This is a genomic window from Streptococcus mitis (genome assembly GCF_003942865.1).
GTDB classification, from domain to species: Bacteria; Bacillota; Bacilli; order Lactobacillales; family Streptococcaceae; genus Streptococcus; species Streptococcus mitis_BI.
Genome location: NZ_RJNZ01000008.1, coordinates 19302 through 36481 on the forward strand (window position 1 = coordinate 19302; position 17180 = coordinate 36481).

Genomic DNA, 17180 nt, shown 5'->3' on the forward strand with positions numbered 1-17180 from the left:
TTATAAAATAATATAGGAATTTTCAATACTTTAAGTATATAAAATAATATTTTTGATTGTTTTTTCTAAAATTTGTAGAAGAATTAAAAATCTGAATGTAGTTTTAAAAGAAAAAATACTTACTAACATCTAAATCTTGAGCACCAAAAAAGTCCCTTTAAAAGGAACTTCTTCTATTTATAATTAAAAGTTTCCCCTGCCAACTTATCAGCTAGCTTGGGAAAGAGAGTATAAAACTTATGGGCTAAGTTCAACAACATCGGTAGATTGAGTTCTCGTTTGTTTTTTCCTATAATCTTGACAATCTTTTTAGCCACTGTATCTGGTTCTAGCAGGAAACGGTCAACAGATTTGAGATAGGTGCCATCTGGGTCGGCTTGGTCGAAAAATCCTGTTCGGATTGGTCCTGGATTAACTGTTGTCACATAGACTCCATATGGCATAAGTTCGAGGCGTAACGCATTTGAAAAACCAATGGCCGCAAACTTGGTCGCTGAGTACAGACTAGACTTGCCAGTAGCGATCAAACCTGCCATGCTAACAATATTGATGATATGACCTTTTCGACTTTCCTTCATTCGAGCCGCAAGGCGACGAGACAGATTCATTAGGGCGAAGGTATTGACCTCGAACATCTGATGAATATCTTGGTCGGAAATCTGGTCAAATTCCTCAAAGATCCCGTAACCAGCGTTGTTTATCAAAACATCAATCTTGCCATAGCGGAGATAGAGGTCTGCTACCAGAGTTTCTAAGGCTGAATCATCGGTAATATCGATTTCAATCAATTCTGCATGGGGATGGTTTCCGTAGAGCTGGGCTAATTTTTCCTTATTTCGACCAAGCAAGATGAGTTGGTCATTTGGCAAGAGTTTGACCATTTCTTGGGCTAGGCCACCGCTAGCTCCGGTAATGAGAATAGTAGGCATACTTATCCTTTCTCAATCTTTTAGATTTCCACTTCTTCCAAGTCTTTGACCACATGGACATTTTCAAAAACACTAGCAGCGTCTTTTTTGAGCTTGCTGATATCTTTTGAGAGGAAACGGGCACTGATGTGGTTGAGCAAGAGGCGTTTGGCTCCTGCTTCTACCGCTACTTGTGCAGCTTGCATGTTAGTAGAGTGGCCATGGTTACGAGCAATTTTTTCATCACCCTTGCCATAAGTCGATTCATGGACAAGGACATCAGCATTGACAGCTAGACGCACACTAGCATTGGTTTTGCGGGTGTCACCCAGAATAGTAATAATTTTACCTGGACGGGGAGCTGAGATATAGTCAGCTGCCTTGATTTCAGTTCCGTCTTCCAAAACAACATCCTGGCCGTTTTTGATTTTCCCAAAGAGTGGGCCAAATGGGACACCAGCAGCCTTAAGTTTTTCAGCATCCAGCGTTCCTTCAAGGTCCTTTTGAATGACACGATAGCCAACGCAGAAAATAGTATGGTCCAGTTCCTCTGCATACACAGTGAATTTATCGGTCTCAAGGATTTTCCCAAGGGAATCTTGGTCAAACTCATGAAAATGAATTCGGTAAGGCAGGCGCGAACCTGACACACGAAGGCTGGTTAAGACAAAGGACTTGATTCCTTGAGGTCCATAGATCTCCAAATCTGTCTGCTCTTCATTGGCCTGAAAGGCACGACTAGAAAGGAAACCTGGCAAGCCAAAGATGTGATCTCCGTGCAAGTGAGTGATAAAGATTTTGCTGACCTTACGCGGTCGAATCGTGGTTTCCAGGATGCGATTTTGCGTACCTTCTCCACAGTCAAAGAGCCAGACTTCGTTAATCTCGTCCAAGAGTTTCAGGGCGAGACTGGAAACATTGCGGGCTTTAGAGGGCTGGCCAGCCCCCGTTCCTAAAAATTGAATATCCATTCGATACTTTCTAATTAATCAATATATAGCATGGCTGTGCGGTTTTCCGATCGGAAATAGCGCTTGCCAGAAAAAGCAGTAGCTTCTTGTAATAACTCCTCTTGGCTGTAACCTTTAAGACGTTTGCGACCATCAGCCAAATTTTCCAAATCAGTCAAAGCTGTAAGATTTTCCACGCTAACAACTTCCTCGTCCCCGACAGACTTCATGTAAATCTTACCAGACTCTTCAAAGACCAGTTGATGGGGGAAAATTTGCGCAATCTCAAAGAGCAAGTCAGCTGAAATTTTCTCTTCATTTTCAGAGAAAATTCGACCCAGTCCCTTACTCTCATAACAAAAACCAAAGGATTTACCAGACAGATTAAGACGAATAAAAGGCTTATTTTCTAGGGTGAAACTCGGCTCAGTATTGTAAAGATTCAGTTCTTGACTGAGTTCTGCAAAATACTCAGTCGCTGCTTCAGGACTCTTTTTCTGGTAGAGTTCTGCAAAGTAAGCATTGACCACGCTAGGCGGAGGAGTGATCACTGCCAACTGCTCCTGCTCTGTTTTACCATCTAGAAGTTGATCCAGATAGACCTTATCCAGACTTGTATAGCCCCCATATTTTAGAGCCAACGTTTTAATATCAGTCATAAAATTCTTCTAACCTCCATTTATTTTTCTCGGAAATGTAGCCTGTAATGACTTCTCCGTCCTCTTGATAATCACGTTCTTCAAGAATCGCAACACTTTCTAAATCATGAATCTTGTAGGACTTAGAAAAAGGCACGCGCAGGGTAAAAGATTCAAAAATATCCTTGATTTTCTCTAAAAACAAAGCCTGCAAATTCTCACGACTATCCTCAGACTTGGCAGAAACCAGGGCATAAGGCGTTTGGGTAGGCGTGAAATCCTCGACCAAATCCGCTTTATTATAAAGGGTCAAGCGAGGAATATCTTCCATGTCCAGGTCTTTCATGATGGAAAGAACTGTTTTTTCATGCTCCTCATGGTAAGGATTGCTGGCATCGATAACATGAACCAGAAGGTCTACATGCTTGCTTTCTTCCAAGGTTGACTTGAAACTGGACACCAACTCTGTCGGCAAATCTTGGATAAAGCCCACGGTATCTGTCAAAGTTACTTGGAGATTGCCTCCCAGATGGATACTCTTAGTCGTCGCATCTAGAGTCGCAAATAGCTCATCTGCCTCATACTGGGTCTTACTGGTCAAGGTGTTCATGATAGTTGACTTCCCAGCATTGGTGTAACCAATCAAACCAATCTTAAAGGTACTCGACTCCAAACGTTTTTCTCTGACTGTGGCCCGATTTTTCTCAACCACCTTGAGCTGTCTTTCAATATCGGTGATTTGATTGCGAACACTACGACGGTTAAGTTCTAGCTGACTTTCACCAGGTCCACGGGAACCAATTCCCCCTGCCTGACGACTAAGCATAATCCCCTGACCAACCAAACGAGGCAATAGGTACTTGAGCTGGGCTAGGTGGACTTGGAGCTTCCCTTCATGGCTTCGAGCCCGCATGGCAAAGATATCCAAAATCAACTGCATACGGTCAATGACCTTAACACCGAGAACTTCTTCTAGATTGACATTTTGCCTTGGCGTCAGACGGTTGTTGACGATGACAGTGGTAATTTCTTCTGCATCCACCATGAGCGCAATTTCTTCTAACTTACCAGAGCCGACGAAGGTCTTGGAATCATATTTTTCACGTTTTTGTCTGTAGCTATCTACAACGACTGCCCCAGCTGTCTTAGCTAGACTAGCCAATTCTTCCATAGAGAGATCAAAATTGTCCATGCCCTGCAATTCTACACCAATGAGCAGGACCCGTTCCTCTTTTTTCTCCGTTTCAATCATCTAAAAACTCCTCTATCTGGCTTAAAATTCGGTCTTGCACACCAGTTTCTCCAATCTGATAAAAGGTAACCTGCATGCGATTACGGAACCAGGTCAACTGACGCTTAGCAAAACGACGAGTCGCCTGTTTGAGACTCTCACTAGCTTCCTCCAAGGTCTGCTCTCCACGGAAGTAAGGAAAGAGTTCCTTATAGCCAATTCCTTTAGCAGCCTGCACATCAGGGTAATGGTCAAAGAGCCACTTGGCTTCGTCTAGAAGTCCAGCTTCAAACATCAGGTCCACTCGGTGATTGATACGTTCATATAATTGACTGCGTTCATCATCCAAGCAGATAATCAATGGTTCATACAAGGTCTCTTGATTTTCCAAATCCTGACCAAAATGGGCAATTTCCAAGGCACGCATTGCACGACGACGATTAAACTGGGGAATCTCAAGGCCTGCTTGGTCCACCAGATAGGCTAATTCCTCATCTGTATAAGGCTCCAAACTAGCCCGATAGGCCAAAATCTCCTTATGAGGTATCTCCCCACCCAGGTGGTAACCTTCAAGCAAACTCTGGATATAAAGCCCAGTCCCACCAGCAATAATGGCTAGCTTGCCCCGACTATGAATATCCTCAATAGCCAGCTTGGCTTCTGAAACAAAATCAAAAGCCGAGTAAGACTCGGTTACCTCTCTAACATCGATTAAATGATGAGGAACAGCTGCCTGCTCTTCTGAACTAGCCTTAGCCGTCCCTATATCTAGACCTCGATAAACCTGCTGACTATCACCACTAACCACTTCACCATTAAAACGCTTGGCTACTTCAATGGCTAGAGCCGTCTTTCCAACTGCAGTCGGTCCAACAATCACAATTATTTTTGTTTTCATCTTTTTTCCTTGAAAAATTCCCATTTTTTCGTTACTATTATTATAACACAAAAAGGTCAGTCAGAAAAATGTGACCTCTTGATGAGGCTGGCTGATTGAGAATATAAAGGAGGAAGACTCATGGCTAAAGGATTCGCTAAAGGTCTTGTAACAGGTGTCGCAGGAACTGTCGCTGCCGTTGCAGGTGCAGTATACGCATTTAAAAAGAAAGTGATTGAACCAGAAGAGCAAAAAGCAGCTTTCATCGAAGAAAACCGTAAAAAAGCAGCTCGCCGCCGCGTATCACGTTAAGAAACAAAAGAAGTTGGGATTTATAGTCTCAACTTCTTTTTTCTATTCTTTTAAATAGCTAGGTCAAACTTCAACTGTGGCTTGACAGGGTCATAATCCACCAATTCAAAATCTTCTGCTTTGATATCAAAGAAACTAGTCCCATCAGGAACATTTAAAACCAAGCGTGGTTGGCAATTTGACGGCTCCCGACGAAGCAATTCCTGAGCTTGTTCAAATTGATTGTCATAGATATGGAGGTTGTTTATGAAATAGAAGAACTTCCCAACCTTCCAGCCAAAATGCTTGGCAATCATCATTTGAAGAGACACATACTGCATAGCATTGATGTGGTGGGCCACCAGCATATCATTGGAGCGCTGGGTCAAGGTCGCATCTAGATAGATTTCTCCATCTACACGGCGGACATCAAACATGGTCTGAAAGGCGCATGGGAGTAGCCCATCTGTTTCTTCGAAAGCTTGGTAATCCCAGAGAGAAATAATATTCCGACGGTTCCAAGGATTAGCTTCCAACTGCTTGAGAATCTTATTGATGATGTCGTGTTTCTTAACAACAGCACCATAGCGCTCACCAATGGTTCCTGTATCTCCCACTTCCCAGTCATTCCAGTAGTGAACATTGTACTTGTCATTAAGCACTTCTAGGCTATTAGACTGGTCTTGGTAGATCCAGAGCACTTCCTTGATGGCGGATTTGATGGCAATAGGACGCAAGGTTGTGATAGGAAATTCTCCTTTAGATAAGTCGTACTCGGAAAAGGCACCGGTTACGTACTTGGAGTTAGCAACAGTTCCATCCTTGTACTTAGGACGTGCTTGTTCAGAAAAGACGCCATCTTTGAGGATTCGTTCAATATTTTCTTTAAAAATCGTATCTGCTTTTGTCATTTACTCTCACCTCATTTATTGTCCTAACTAGTATAGCATAAAAAAAGAAAGGAGGAAAATCACTCGCTTCTGGAAAGCAATTTTCTCCTTTTTTATTTTATTGCAATACAAGTGATGCTGCTCCGATAACTCCAGCGTCATTTCCTAGAGTTGCAAGAGCCAATTTAGTTGTTGTGCGTACTTGTGGGAAGGTATTTTCATCGTAGACTTTTTGAACACCTTGTAGAAGGAATTCTCCTGCAGCTGATACACCACCACCGATAACGATTGTTGATGGGTTTAGGATTGATCCGATGTTAGCACAAGCGATTCCCAAGTAACGTGAGAAGTTACGGTAAACAATCAAAGCAAGGTCGTCTCCTTCTTTTGCCAAATCAAAGACAGTCTTAGCAGTTACTTCTTCTCCGTTATCAATCAAGCGTTTCAAGGCTGCATCGCCTTCGTATTCATCAGCATAGCGACGAGTCAAGTTGACAATCCCTGTTGCTGAAGCAACTGTCTCAAGGCAACCTTTCTTACCGCAAGTACATGCAATTGGTTGGTCAAAGTCAACAGTGATGTGGCCAAGCTCACCTGCTGCACCAGCAACACCGTGAAGCAATTTGCCTTCTGCAACGATACCGCCACCAACACCAGTACCGAGTGTCATAAAGACAACATCTGGTTGGTTATCACCAGCACCCATCCAGCGCTCACCAAGAGCTGCCACGTTGGCATCATTATCGATGAAGAATGGAATACCCAAGGCTTTTTCAATCTTTTCTTTAATTGGTTGAAGGGTTTTCCAGTTCAAGTTGTAGGCACCAATAACTGTTCCTTTTTCACGGTCAACCACACCTGGTGATCCCATTCCGATACCTTGGAAGTCTGCTGCTGCCAATCCAAGCAAGTCCAAACGATGTTGAATAGACTCAATCATATCATCTACGATATGACTTCCCTCATCCAAAATATTAGTCTTGATAGACCATTTTTCTTGGATTTCTCCTGCTGTTGTCAAGATTGCAAATTTGATAGAAGTTCCACCAAGATCAATCCCAATAATCTTTTGACTCATCATATTCTCCTTTTTCATTATGAATTAACTGAAAATGCTTACAGATATAGTATAACAAAATTTAGTTAATCATGCAAAGGTTTGCGTGAATGAATTATAAGGAATTTTTCGCCTACTAGTATCTGTTAATCATCTAAATGATTAATTGCATAATTAGCTTCTTCTTCTGTAAATTCTTCACCATAAGGCGAAACTAGTTGCTTATAAATTGCTGACTTCGATTCCTTAAACCATTTTCGAAATTTCTTTGCTGTAGCTAAGGCATTCGCCTTATAGTCTGCTTGCAAATGATTGATAGCATATTGTGCAGTGTCACTATTAAAACCTTCAAAAATTAACATCCTATAAATTCTTTTTTTTGACAAATGAATCCTATTATAAGCTTGTGCTTCCTTTAAAGCTGCTGAGTATGGATTCCCATTTGCCGGTTTTGGTTGCCGCACACCATCGTATCCTACATAGTAACGGCCACCATCTACCCATTCATTCTTGGCCATCTTACCATCTGATTTGAGATAATAATTTCCTACCCATTTGTTGCGAGCAGAGCTTCCTTCTGCTGTTAGATAATAATATGAACCATGGTTTTTATCATAAATCCAGTCACTTTTAACCTTTTTTCCATCAGAATCAACATAATAACGACCACCATCTACCCATTGATTTTTAGCTCTCTTTCCATCTGATTTGAGGTAGTAATTTCCTACCCAGCCAGACTGAACTTTAGATTGTGATTTATCCTGTTTAGGAGTTGTTTCTTTAGCTTTTTCAGTCGGTTTTGGTGCNGGNTTCGGCGNNGGTTTTGNTGCNGGCTTCGGCGCNGGTTTTGGTGCTGGNTTCGGTGCCGGCTTCGGCGCGGGTTTTGGTGCGGATTTTGTATTCTCTTTTACAATCTTACCATTTTTAGACGCATCCTTTTCTTGAGCAGATACTTTCTGAGATGAGAAAGGCAACATCCCCATTGTATCTGAAAGAGAAACAAGTGCAAGTGTAGTTGCTGCTAAACTTGTAACCAAAATTTTTTTGATCTTCTCATAAAAATCTCCGTTGTTTTTAATGATTTATACCTATAGTATACCATATCCTTAATCTTTTTTTATATTAAAATAATAACTATTTATGAAAGCCCTATTTTAAAATGAAGTGCAACACAAAAGACATGTTCATCTGATATTACCTATTATCCTATTTTTTAATTTCTTATTTAACCCATTTACCTGAACCATCTACACGATAACCATCTGGTGTACGTTCATTAACAGCCATTTTACCGTTTGATTTAAGATAGTAATTTCCTACCCAGGTGTTACGAGCATAACTTCCTTCTGATGTCAAGTAGTAATATGATTTATAGTTACTATCATATATCCACTCACCTTTAGCCATCTTACCATCTGATTTGAGATAATAATTACCTGACCAAGTGTTACGAGCGTAACTGCCTTCTGATGTCAAGTAGTAGTATGATTTGTAGCTACTATCGTAGACCCACTCACCTTTAGCCATCTTACCATTTGATTTAAGGTAGTAAGCTCCTTGCCATGCATTTTTTACATAAGAACCATCTGATTTCAAATAATACCAAGCTTGATAAGAAGAGTCATAAATCCATTCGCTCTGTGCCATTTTACCATCCGCTTTCAGATAATAGCTTCCCTGCCAAGCATTTTTCACTGGATTTCCATTTCCATCAAAGTAATACCAAGAACCGTCCTGCTTAACCCAACCACTTGCTGTGGATGAAGTTGTATCAGTTTGAGTTGTAGCCGCTTGTTTTGCTTTAAAAGCACCCTTAGGAGCATTTTTCAATTCGCAAGCCACACCATCATGATCGCGGTCTAACTTGGCAGAATAACCAGGTTCTCCCTCGTGAATATCCGAATAGCCATTCGCCCAAGCTTCTTTACAACTAGAAAAATGAATGTTTTCTTCTGCTAACACAGGTTGTGAAAACAAGGCTAAAACTGGTAAGGTAGCCAGACTCATTTTAAAAAATAGACGTTTGTTCATTTCTTTCTCCCATAATTATAATATCGTTTTTAATGTTGTTTTATCAAACTTATTTCAGCAATTCAAGGAAACTTCTGATTTTTTCTACAAACTCCTTTGGTTTTTCCTTATTCAAGACATGAGGGCCGTCAGGAATGATCTGAAACTGCGAATTTGTCAACAATCTGTGGAGAGCTTTCATAGAACTAAGATTCGGTTTATCTTTGCTGCCACAAATTAGTAAGGTTGGATAAGGACAAGTCCCTGCTATAGCAGTTAAATCAAGTATCTTCAATTCCTCAGAAACTCCGACCATAAGAGATTTGTCTGCTCCCTGTTTTTCAAATACTCTTTTGGGAAGTAATTTAAATATCAACAATTGAACATAAAATAGGATATTCCCTGCTAATTTTAGCGGGCATCCTGACAGAACCAAAGCTCGAAGATTTGGTAAATCGTAACTAGATAGTTCTAGTGCCAGAGCAGCACCTAAGGACAATCCAACCAAAACAAAAGGTTCTGTCTCCTTTGATAAATACTGATAGATGCGCTCCTTGGCTTCTTGATAGGTAGCAACTCCGGAAGGAAATAACTCTAGGGCTTCAGAGGGATAATCTACAAGAAACTCTTGCACTTCTTTCCAACTATCTGCTGACTGGCCTAGGCCATGTAAAAATATTAATTTCATTTAGTTCTCCCTTACTGACAACTCATACAAGCCCCTGACTGCATTACAGCCATAGATAGCTTCTGCTCCCTTCAAATCTTCTATGGTCAAGGCTTTCTCTTCTACCTGTCCTGTTCCCAGCAAATGCTGACGATAAATTCCTTGTAAAAGACCTAGTTGACTTGGTGGCGTGTAGAGTTTACCATTCATTTTTAAGACCAAATTTCCAATAGAGGTTTCAAGAAGTTCTCCTAACTTATTGTGGTATATCTTCTCTTGTTTCCCTAGGCTCAAATGCGGTCGGTGAGTCGTTTTGAAGTAGGTAAAGGCTTGTTGCAAATTAGCTTCCTGCAGACAAAGTTTGGCCTGACAAAAACTTAGACTAAGAGGTGTTAATACTTGACAATCGACTTCTATCTCTCCAGACTTGTCGAGAGAAATACGCAAGCGGTAATCTTGATTAGCATCACAAGCATGACACTCTTCCTCTATCTTTTGTTTCAAGTTTTCTGAATCAAATGGAAAGGCAAAATACCGACTAGCTTTTCTCAGTCTTTCCAGATGTTGTTCTTCAAAGAACAAGTTCTTTTGGCTGATTTTCCCTGTAGTAATCAGTTTGAAACGAGCTTGTTTACGATAGAGAACTGCTGCCTTTTGATGAACCTCGCGGTATTCAGACTCCCAAGTGCTATCCCATGTAATTCCTCCGCCAACTCCATAGATAGCTTGCCCCTTGTAGAGTTGAATGGTCCGAATGGCCACATTAAAAATCCGTCGTCCATTTGGAAGCAAGAGACCAATGGTTCCACAGTAGATTCCGCGCGGTTGTGGTTCCAAGTCCTTTATAATCTCCATAGTCGCAATTTTGGGAGCTCCCGTTATGGAACCACAAGGAAAGAGAGAGCGAAAGATTTCAACAAGGTCAACATCCTCTCGCAACTGACTCTTGATGGTCGAAGTCATCTGCCAGACAGTTGAATACTGCTCCACTTGACACAAACGCTCCACATGCTCACTTCCCACTTCAGAAATACGGTTCATATCGTTGCGCAAGAGGTCCACAATCATCATATTTTCAGAGCGATTTTTGGGATCCTGTTCCAACCAACTGGCCTGCTCCAAGTCTTCTTGGTCAGTCATGCCACGCTGAGTCGTTCCCTTCATTGGTCGCGTTGTCAACTCACGGTCATTTTGCTCAAAAAAGAGCTCTGGGCTCATGGAAATCACTGCCATCTCGTCATGTTCAACATAAGCATTGTAACCCGCCTCCTGCTCTACCACCATACGATTGTAGATGGCAAAAGGATTGGCGCTTAAATCTTGCTTGAGTTGGACTGTGTAGTTGACCTGGTAGGTGTCTCCCTGCCGCAAATGATGGTGAATCTGGGCAATAGCCTTTTCATAGTCTGCTGCAGATGTTACTTCCTGCCAGTTTGAAGGCAAATCAACCTCGTCATAAATCAGAGGAATAGGGGATGTTTCTACCCTATCATGAACTGTAAAATATAGCAGGTACTCTCCCAGTAAAGGATCTTTATGAACTGCTAATTTCTCCTCAAAAGCAGGTGCAGCCTCGTAGCTGACATAGCCCACCACATAATAGCCTTGCTCTTGGTAGCTCTCCACTTGTGCCAGCAAATCTTCCACTTCTGCTATATTTCTCGTTTTCAACTCTTTAATCGGCTGGGTAAAGGTGTATCTCTCCCCCAAAGCTCTAAAATCAATCACTGTTTTTCTATGCATATTTCAAGTATAGCATAAAAAGGCAGATCCAGACAAAGCTGATCTACCTTTTTATTATTTTCTTACTATTAATTATGCTTTAGTGAATAAATCACCAGCAAATCCATCTGATTTTTGCAAGAGTTGTTTGTAAACCTTCCATTTAAGATCTACAGTATTCTTGAAATCATTACCTTGAAGGTCTTTTTCGACCGCTGCATCAAATAAAGTCTGAAGTTGTGCGTAAGTTGAAATCTTTTGACCATCGATTTCAATTTCAACAAAACCTCTTTGGGCTTTTTCGTGTACTTCATGATACCATGCTTTCTTCCATGCTTCTAAGCTTTGGAATTTGCCGTTAGAAACTTTATTAATAATAAAGTCATCACCAAGACCTACATTACCAGCAGCTTTAGATTCTTGTTTGTATTTGTTTGATGCATAACCTAAGAATCCGTCTAGATAACCGAAGTATCCCCACATACGGAAGGTATTATGTTTGAATGAGATTGAACCAACCGCACTCTTACTTGTGTTACCACCGTAAATACCAGACATCATATTAACAGTTTGATACGCTGTATCAAATCCTTCAGAACGATAACGTCCATTTCCTGGCATACCATGTTTTGTCACAAAGTTATTATCAACTAATTGGTCAATGCTTGTGATTTTCTCAGCTTTCTCGCTATCATTTAAATCGCGAAGTTTATCCCATTGATGAGGCTCGCCTTTTAGATTATTACGATCTGCGTTTGAACGCCATTCGCGATCCATTTTCTTGAACCACTTATCATTTGTTCCAGTATTTTTCTTGATAACAGACTCAGCTTCTAAGTAATCAAGCATCATCATGGATTCATTGTAATTCTTCATGTAGTGATCGATTTTCTCACGACTATTTAACACATTCGGATTATAGTTGTAAATTTGATTTCCATCATTTTTACGTTCGTAAGCCATGTTTAATCCTAAGGCACCATATTCACCATTTGGATTTGAAACTGATGGTGATTGTAACATACCTTGAGCAAAGGCTTCAACGTCTGTTCCTTCACGGTGACGCCATGTTCCTAAGTAGGCCATACGGTCATTGATGTGAGTTGTTTCGTGAGTGAATGCAGATGTACCAAAATCACTAATCATGCTAGAGATGATGTAATATACAGCCTCTTGTGGTTGTGGATTTTGGAAGATATAAGCGTATGCACCCATTCCATTGTATCCGTGCCACTTATCAGTCGGACCATAGAATTCACGAATTGGAGCAAAATCGCCTTTCTTCGTATGTCCCATACGGTCAACCCATCCTAAACCTGGTACATCATGGTTATCCCAAATTGCAGATGGTACCATATTTTCACTCTTAAGAAGATTATTTCGTACATTATCTGCAGCAAGTCTTGACCAGAAGTCTAAATAATTGATTTGTTCTTGCGCACGTAAATCAACTTTCTTCTTGAACGCTTCACGTTCTTCTGCTGTATTCTTACCGTATTTCTCAAATGAACTAAAGGCAATGGTATTATAGGTTGTAATTAAGATCATATGCGCTTTCTTCAGGTTCAGAAGTGGTAAAATATAACGTCCGTGATGTCCATTATTAATTACTTCATATAATTTATGTTTCTTATTCGCAAAATCAGGATTTGATGATTGTTTCTCAACAACATAAGCGTTATCTGCAATGTTATTCTTGAACCAAGTATTCATATCTGTTTCACTAGTGAATAATTCCATGTTGTACTTCAGGAATTCGTGTAAGTTAGCTTTACCAGTAGCACTTGCAAGAGCTCTGTTAAATGCATCATGTGATTGATCACCTTTTAGGTTGTTACCATTTGAAGCGAAGCTGATTAATCTATCAAGTACGTTAACGTTCTTACCGTAGAAATCAGGTTTGAAGGTCATCATATTTTTGATATTTAATCCGTCAAATTTAATTCCATAGTATTGGTTTAAGTAAGCCAGAGCTAACATGATTTTAGCTTTGTTATCTTCAACTTTTTTAATCAATGCACGTTGAGCTGCTTCGTCCGTATTTAATTGATGGTCTTCATTTTCAACTAAAGCTTTTACAAATGCATCAAGGTTATCTTTTACTTCTTTGAAGTTTTCATCTAAGTATAACATTTTCGGATCACCGTGGATCTTACGAACTTCATCAGAATATAATTCAACAGAAGATAATTTAGCTTTAATATCGTTGATTAATTGTGTTCTCTCTTTAACAACCATATTTGGTGTGTAGACAATATCTCCTAATCCTTCAATACTATATTCACGAACTTGTTGAACCTTAGATTCTTTTTGTGTAATAGCCTTAATTTCTTTCGTCTTATCAGCGTAATGAATCATAATATGGTCAGCATCTGATAAGTCGGTCACAAATTGTCCATCTTTCATACCTGTAACAGATAATACTTCAGTAGTTAGTAATTTAGAATTTGCAGGAATCTTATTACCTTGATTTACAATCCATTCTTTGTTATAGAATGGTTGAAGCTTTTCAATATTACGGTAAGCAAGCTCACGAGATACATCGTAATCTTGAGTATCCTTGTAAGTGTCAGATTTTGGTTTTACACTATTTAGTGTATCTTCAACAAGAGGTTTAATTTCAAATTTATCGGCTGTAATTCCGAATGATTCTATTTTTTTATTTGCATCTTCTAGGCTGATTTCTTGGATTCGATTACTACGAGAACCGTTAAATGAGTGAGAACCTTCACTCACATCTTTAACAACGTAGTTTCTTTCAATCCAGTTTTTTGTGTAATATCCACCTTCTGCTTCTAAATCTCTAGAACCGTAGAATTCTTCACCGTTTTTGACTTTCATCATTGAAACTGTGTCAGCAACACGCCCCCATGTCCAGTTTTTACTAATGAAACCACCTACCTCAACAGGGTTCTTCACATCAATAGTTCCTTTAGTAACAGCGTTACGAACAGAAGCGTATTTATCAATACCATTAGGATCAGAACCGTTATCGGTTCTAGCGACAAGTCCACCAACACGTGCTCTATCTGCAACAATATCAGCATCTACGTATGCATGTTTAATATTACCACGCCAAAGTTCTCCGGCGATACCACCAAGATCCCAACCTTTATTACCGACACCTGTTAGTTTACCGATGAAAGCAACATTTTTAAGAAGTCCACCAGTATCTCCTTTATTTACGATACCAGCAATACCATCTTTACCAAGGATACTACCAGTTACCTTAACATTTTCAACTGTGGCATTTTTAATTACTCTTGATAGTGCGGAAATATTTTCAATCCAAGGCATATTAATATTAACATTACCTAAGTTAATGTTTTTAACTGTACCGCCTTCAACGTTATCGAATAACTGACGAGCCATATTATGAATGGTATATTGTTTACCGTCAACACTTGTTAAAGTTCCGCTAAATTTACCAGGTACATATTGTTTATTCGGAGTTGGTACATTTGCTGCATTCAAATCTGCACCAAGTTTAAAGGTACCACTTGGATTAGCTTTCATAGCCGTTACTAGGTCGTTAAAGCTATAATATACATCACCATCGTGTGCTTTTTGTTTTTCAAAATAATGAACATACTCGTTTGCCAATTTAGAAACATCTGTGTGTTGAACTAAATCAGGTGCTTTGGCAGTGACTTTGTATAAAGTTTTTCCGTCTTTTTCTACTTCTTCAATCTTGTCAACAGCCAGTCTTGTAACTTTGTTGTCGTGAGTTGTAACTCGTAGGTAGAGTGGAGCAACATCAGCTGGTTTTTCTGTCAGCAAACTAGAATCTGTTTCGTTACCGTCAGCATCTACACTCATCAAGCTTGTTTCTTTGATGTTTTTGATTTCAACTTTTTTGAGGTCAATTCTTAGCGGTTCTTCTTTCAGAACTTCTTCCTCATCACCCTCACCACGGTCATAAACCATCTTCGTTTCAAGTTTATAATCTTTGTAGTACTGTAAGTCTGTCAAAGAAGCTGTTAGATCTTCTGGTGAAACATTCAATGTCTTCACAATCTCATCACCTTTTTTCAGAGTTAGGGTAATAGATTTAATGGCTGCCTTACTTGGATTTTCCAAATTATAACGAATTTGAGATGATCGTTTTAAATCTTGAACATCAACAAGTGACAAACTTAAGATTGGTTTTTCAAAGTTTTTAGTTCCTAATTTGACGATACGATCTTGGTCTAACTCCAGAACCTGTTCCACAATTTTAGGTGCTTCTTCAGTTTTTAAACCTTTGATAGTTTTGTAAGTCTTGGTAACTTTTTTCTGCCCATCTTTTCCTTCTTGGACAGTAACTCTTTCACCTTTTTTCAGTTGGTCATCTTCTTTAACAACTTCCTTAAATGGGATCTTTTCAAGACTTTCTTCTACCAGAGTTCCTTCAATTGGTTTTGTCCCACGACTTATTTTTTTAGTGACTGGTTCTTTGACGACAGTGGTTGTTGTATTTAAAACTTGGTCAGTCTCAACACCTTCGAGAGTCTTATAAGTCGTTTTGGTAATTTTACTACCCTTTTCTCCATCTTGGACTACAGTTTCTTCATCCGTATATTTGGTTGGATCCTCGATAATTTCTGTCTTATAGTCAATCTCAGTAGTAGTTTCTTTCGTAACCGCGCCCTCAGTTACTTTATATTCAGGTAACTTTTCTTGAACTAAAGATTCACCTTCTTTACTAGTTTCTTGAGTGCCTTTAGCCTCAACCTTTCCAGTATATGCTGCTTGCGGTTCTTGAACTAAAGACTCGCCCTCTTTACCGGGTTCCTGAGTACCTTTAGCCTCTATTTTGCCTGAATATGCTGTTTGCGGTTCTTGGACTAAGGATTCGCCCTCTTTACCAGTCTCTTGAGTGCCTTTAGCCTCAACCTTTCCAGTATATGCTGCTTGCGGTTCTTGAACTAAAGATTCGCCTTCTTTACCAGTTTCTTGAGTGCCTTTGGCTTCAATTTTTCCTGAATATGCTGCTTGTGATTCTTGAACTAAGGATTCGCCCTCTTTACCAGTCTCTTGAGTGCCTTTAGCCTCAACCTTTCCAGTATATGCTGCTTGTGGTTCTTGAACTAAGGATTCGCCCTCTTTACCAGTCTCTTGAGTGCCTTTAGCCTCAACCTTTCCAGTATATGCTGCTTGTGGTTCTTGAACTAAAGATTCGCCTTCTTTACCAGTTTCTTGAGTGCCTTTAGCCTCAACCTTTCCAGTATATGCTTCCTGTGGTTCTTGAACTAAAGACTCGCCCTCTTTACCAGTCTCTTGAGTGCCTTTAGCCTCAACCTTTCCAGTATATGCTGCTTGCGATTCTTGAACTAAAGATTCGCCTTTTTTACTGCTTGTATTGATAGTCGATTTTGATTCTCTAAAGTAACCAACATACTCATATCCTTCAATATGAATAACTCCTTTAGCCAAACCTTCATGTGTAGAGGCTGAAATAGTTTGGTTATAAGAAAGTAACTCTTTATTTTCAAATGCAAAGGCAGTAAAAGGTACAAAATTGCTGACTCCAATAGAGCTGATTAACAGAACCCCAAGTACTTTACTGCGGTGTTTCTTTGAAACTAATAGAACCGCTAGCGAGGCTGTTGCCAAGCCAAGACCTGCTAGAGCAACTTCCTTACTGCCTGTGTAAGGAAGTTGTTGACTGGTAGTCGCCTTCTTGCGATAAACTACATAAATAATATCTTCATCTTGAAACTCTGTTGGAACCTCATGATGAATCAGAGCTTTTTCAGACTCGGTCAATTCCTGCTCCGCCAAATAACGGTAATGAACGCTATGAGCACCACCGACTTCATTGGCGTGCACCTTATCTACTGAAAGGGTACTGGCACCAAAAAGGAAGGCCCCAATGGCTACAGGACCTACCCCAACAGTTAGCTTACGAATGGAATATTTGGTAATTTTTTCTAGTTGTTGTTTTGTTTTTTTCATTC

At 39.9% G+C, this 17180-nt stretch carries 13 protein-coding genes; 1 reads left to right on the forward strand and 12 read right to left on the reverse strand.

Annotated features, from left to right (window positions below):
• Positions 1 to 173: 173 nt before the first annotated feature.
• From D8845_RS06480 to miaA, 5 genes are read right to left on the reverse strand one after another with little or no spacing between them, the layout of a single operon-like run.
• Positions 174 to 929 (reverse strand): SDR family NAD(P)-dependent oxidoreductase, encoded by a 756-nt coding sequence (locus D8845_RS06480; protein ID WP_125452882.1) that lies wholly within the window; start codon positions 927 to 929, stop codon positions 174 to 176.
• Positions 930 to 949: 20 nt separating this feature from the next.
• Positions 950 to 1879, reverse strand: coding sequence for a ribonuclease Z (gene rnz, locus D8845_RS06485; protein ID WP_125452883.1), 930 nt, complete (start codon positions 1877 to 1879; stop codon positions 950 to 952).
• A gap of 14 nt (positions 1880 to 1893) precedes the next feature.
• Positions 1894 to 2517, reverse strand: coding sequence for a cystathionine beta-lyase (locus D8845_RS06490; RefSeq protein ID WP_125452884.1), 624 nt, complete (start codon positions 2515 to 2517; stop codon positions 1894 to 1896).
• Entirely contained in the window at positions 2510 to 3748 is a 1239-nt protein-coding gene (gene hflX, locus D8845_RS06495; RefSeq protein WP_125452885.1) for a GTPase HflX, read from the reverse strand. The genes D8845_RS06490 and hflX overlap by 8 nt, the downstream gene beginning before the upstream one ends.
• Complete coding sequence (gene miaA / locus D8845_RS06500) at positions 3741 to 4625, reverse strand: tRNA (adenosine(37)-N6)-dimethylallyltransferase MiaA (RefSeq protein WP_125452886.1); 885 nt, start codon at positions 4623 to 4625, stop codon at positions 3741 to 3743. The genes hflX and miaA overlap by 8 nt, the downstream gene beginning before the upstream one ends.
• Before the next feature lie 120 nt (positions 4626 to 4745).
• Here miaA and D8845_RS06505 point away from each other — a divergent pair, with 120 nt between their 5' ends.
• Positions 4746 to 4916: a DUF3042 family protein gene (locus D8845_RS06505; RefSeq protein ID WP_001051780.1), complete on the forward strand. Its 171-nt coding sequence runs from the start codon at positions 4746 to 4748 to the stop codon at positions 4914 to 4916.
• 50 nt (positions 4917 to 4966) lie between these two features.
• On the opposite strand, the gene D8845_RS06510 is transcribed toward D8845_RS06505, so the two are convergent.
• The 7 genes from D8845_RS06510 to D8845_RS06540 all read right to left on the reverse strand — a co-directional run bounded on the left by D8845_RS06510 (position 4967) and on the right by D8845_RS06540 (position 17178).
• On the reverse strand, positions 4967 to 5806 hold the full coding sequence (locus D8845_RS06510; RefSeq protein ID WP_125452887.1) for a thymidylate synthase: 840 nt from the start codon (positions 5804 to 5806) through the stop codon (positions 4967 to 4969).
• 97 nt (positions 5807 to 5903) lie between these two features.
• The gene (locus D8845_RS06515; RefSeq protein ID WP_020902451.1) at positions 5904 to 6863 is read right to left on the reverse strand and encodes an ROK family glucokinase; all 960 of its coding nucleotides are present in this window, start codon (positions 6861 to 6863) and stop codon (positions 5904 to 5906) included.
• A gap of 125 nt (positions 6864 to 6988) precedes the next feature.
• Complete coding sequence (locus D8845_RS06520; protein ID WP_260467944.1) at positions 6989 to 7879, reverse strand: Ltp family lipoprotein; 891 nt, start codon at positions 7877 to 7879, stop codon at positions 6989 to 6991.
• A 184-nt stretch (positions 7880 to 8063) separates the two neighbouring features.
• The gene (locus D8845_RS06525) at positions 8064 to 8873 is read right to left on the reverse strand and encodes an excalibur calcium-binding domain-containing protein (RefSeq protein WP_185757412.1); all 810 of its coding nucleotides are present in this window, start codon (positions 8871 to 8873) and stop codon (positions 8064 to 8066) included.
• 49 nt (positions 8874 to 8922) lie between these two features.
• On the reverse strand, positions 8923 to 9540 hold the full coding sequence (locus D8845_RS06530) for an alpha/beta fold hydrolase (RefSeq protein WP_125452889.1): 618 nt from the start codon (positions 9538 to 9540) through the stop codon (positions 8923 to 8925).
• Positions 9541 to 11262 (reverse strand): aminodeoxychorismate synthase component I, encoded by a 1722-nt coding sequence (gene pabB, locus D8845_RS06535; RefSeq protein ID WP_125452890.1) that lies wholly within the window; start codon positions 11260 to 11262, stop codon positions 9541 to 9543.
• 72 nt (positions 11263 to 11334) lie between these two features.
• Positions 11335 to 17178: a ZmpA/ZmpB/ZmpC family metallo-endopeptidase gene (locus D8845_RS06540; RefSeq protein WP_125452891.1), complete on the reverse strand. Its 5844-nt coding sequence runs from the start codon at positions 17176 to 17178 to the stop codon at positions 11335 to 11337.
• Between the last annotated feature and the right edge of the window lie 2 nt (positions 17179 to 17180).

Bases quoted from the DNA above. Each gene is read 5' to 3' on its own strand.
- D8845_RS06480 (WP_125452882.1), bottom strand. From the start codon at position 929: ATGCCTACTATTCTCATTACCGGAGCTAGCGGTGGCCTAGCCCAAGAA.
- rnz (WP_125452883.1), bottom strand. From the start codon at position 1,879: ATGGATATTCAATTTTTAGGAACGGGGGCTGGCCAGCCCTCTAAAGCC.
- D8845_RS06490 (WP_125452884.1), bottom strand. From the start codon at position 2,517: ATGACTGATATTAAAACGTTGGCTCTAAAATATGGGGGCTATACAAGT.
- hflX (WP_125452885.1), bottom strand. From the start codon at position 3,748: ATGATTGAAACGGAGAAAAAAGAGGAACGGGTCCTGCTCATTGGTGTA.
- miaA (WP_125452886.1), bottom strand. From the start codon at position 4,625: ATGAAAACAAAAATAATTGTGATTGTTGGACCGACTGCAGTTGGAAAG.
- D8845_RS06505 (WP_001051780.1), top strand. From the start codon at position 4,746: ATGGCTAAAGGATTCGCTAAAGGTCTTGTAACAGGTGTCGCAGGAACT.
- D8845_RS06510 (WP_125452887.1), bottom strand. From the start codon at position 5,806: ATGACAAAAGCAGATACGATTTTTAAAGAAAATATTGAACGAATCCTC.
- D8845_RS06515 (WP_020902451.1), bottom strand. From the start codon at position 6,863: ATGAGTCAAAAGATTATTGGGATTGATCTTGGTGGAACTTCTATCAAA.
- D8845_RS06525 (WP_185757412.1), bottom strand. From the start codon at position 8,873: ATGAACAAACGTCTATTTTTTAAAATGAGTCTGGCTACCTTACCAGTT.
- D8845_RS06530 (WP_125452889.1), bottom strand. From the start codon at position 9,540: ATGAAATTAATATTTTTACATGGCCTAGGCCAGTCAGCAGATAGTTGG.
- pabB (WP_125452890.1), bottom strand. From the start codon at position 11,262: ATGCATAGAAAAACAGTGATTGATTTTAGAGCTTTGGGGGAGAGATAC.
- D8845_RS06540 (WP_125452891.1), bottom strand. From the start codon at position 17,178: ATGAAAAAAACAAAACAACAACTAGAAAAAATTACCAAATATTCCATT.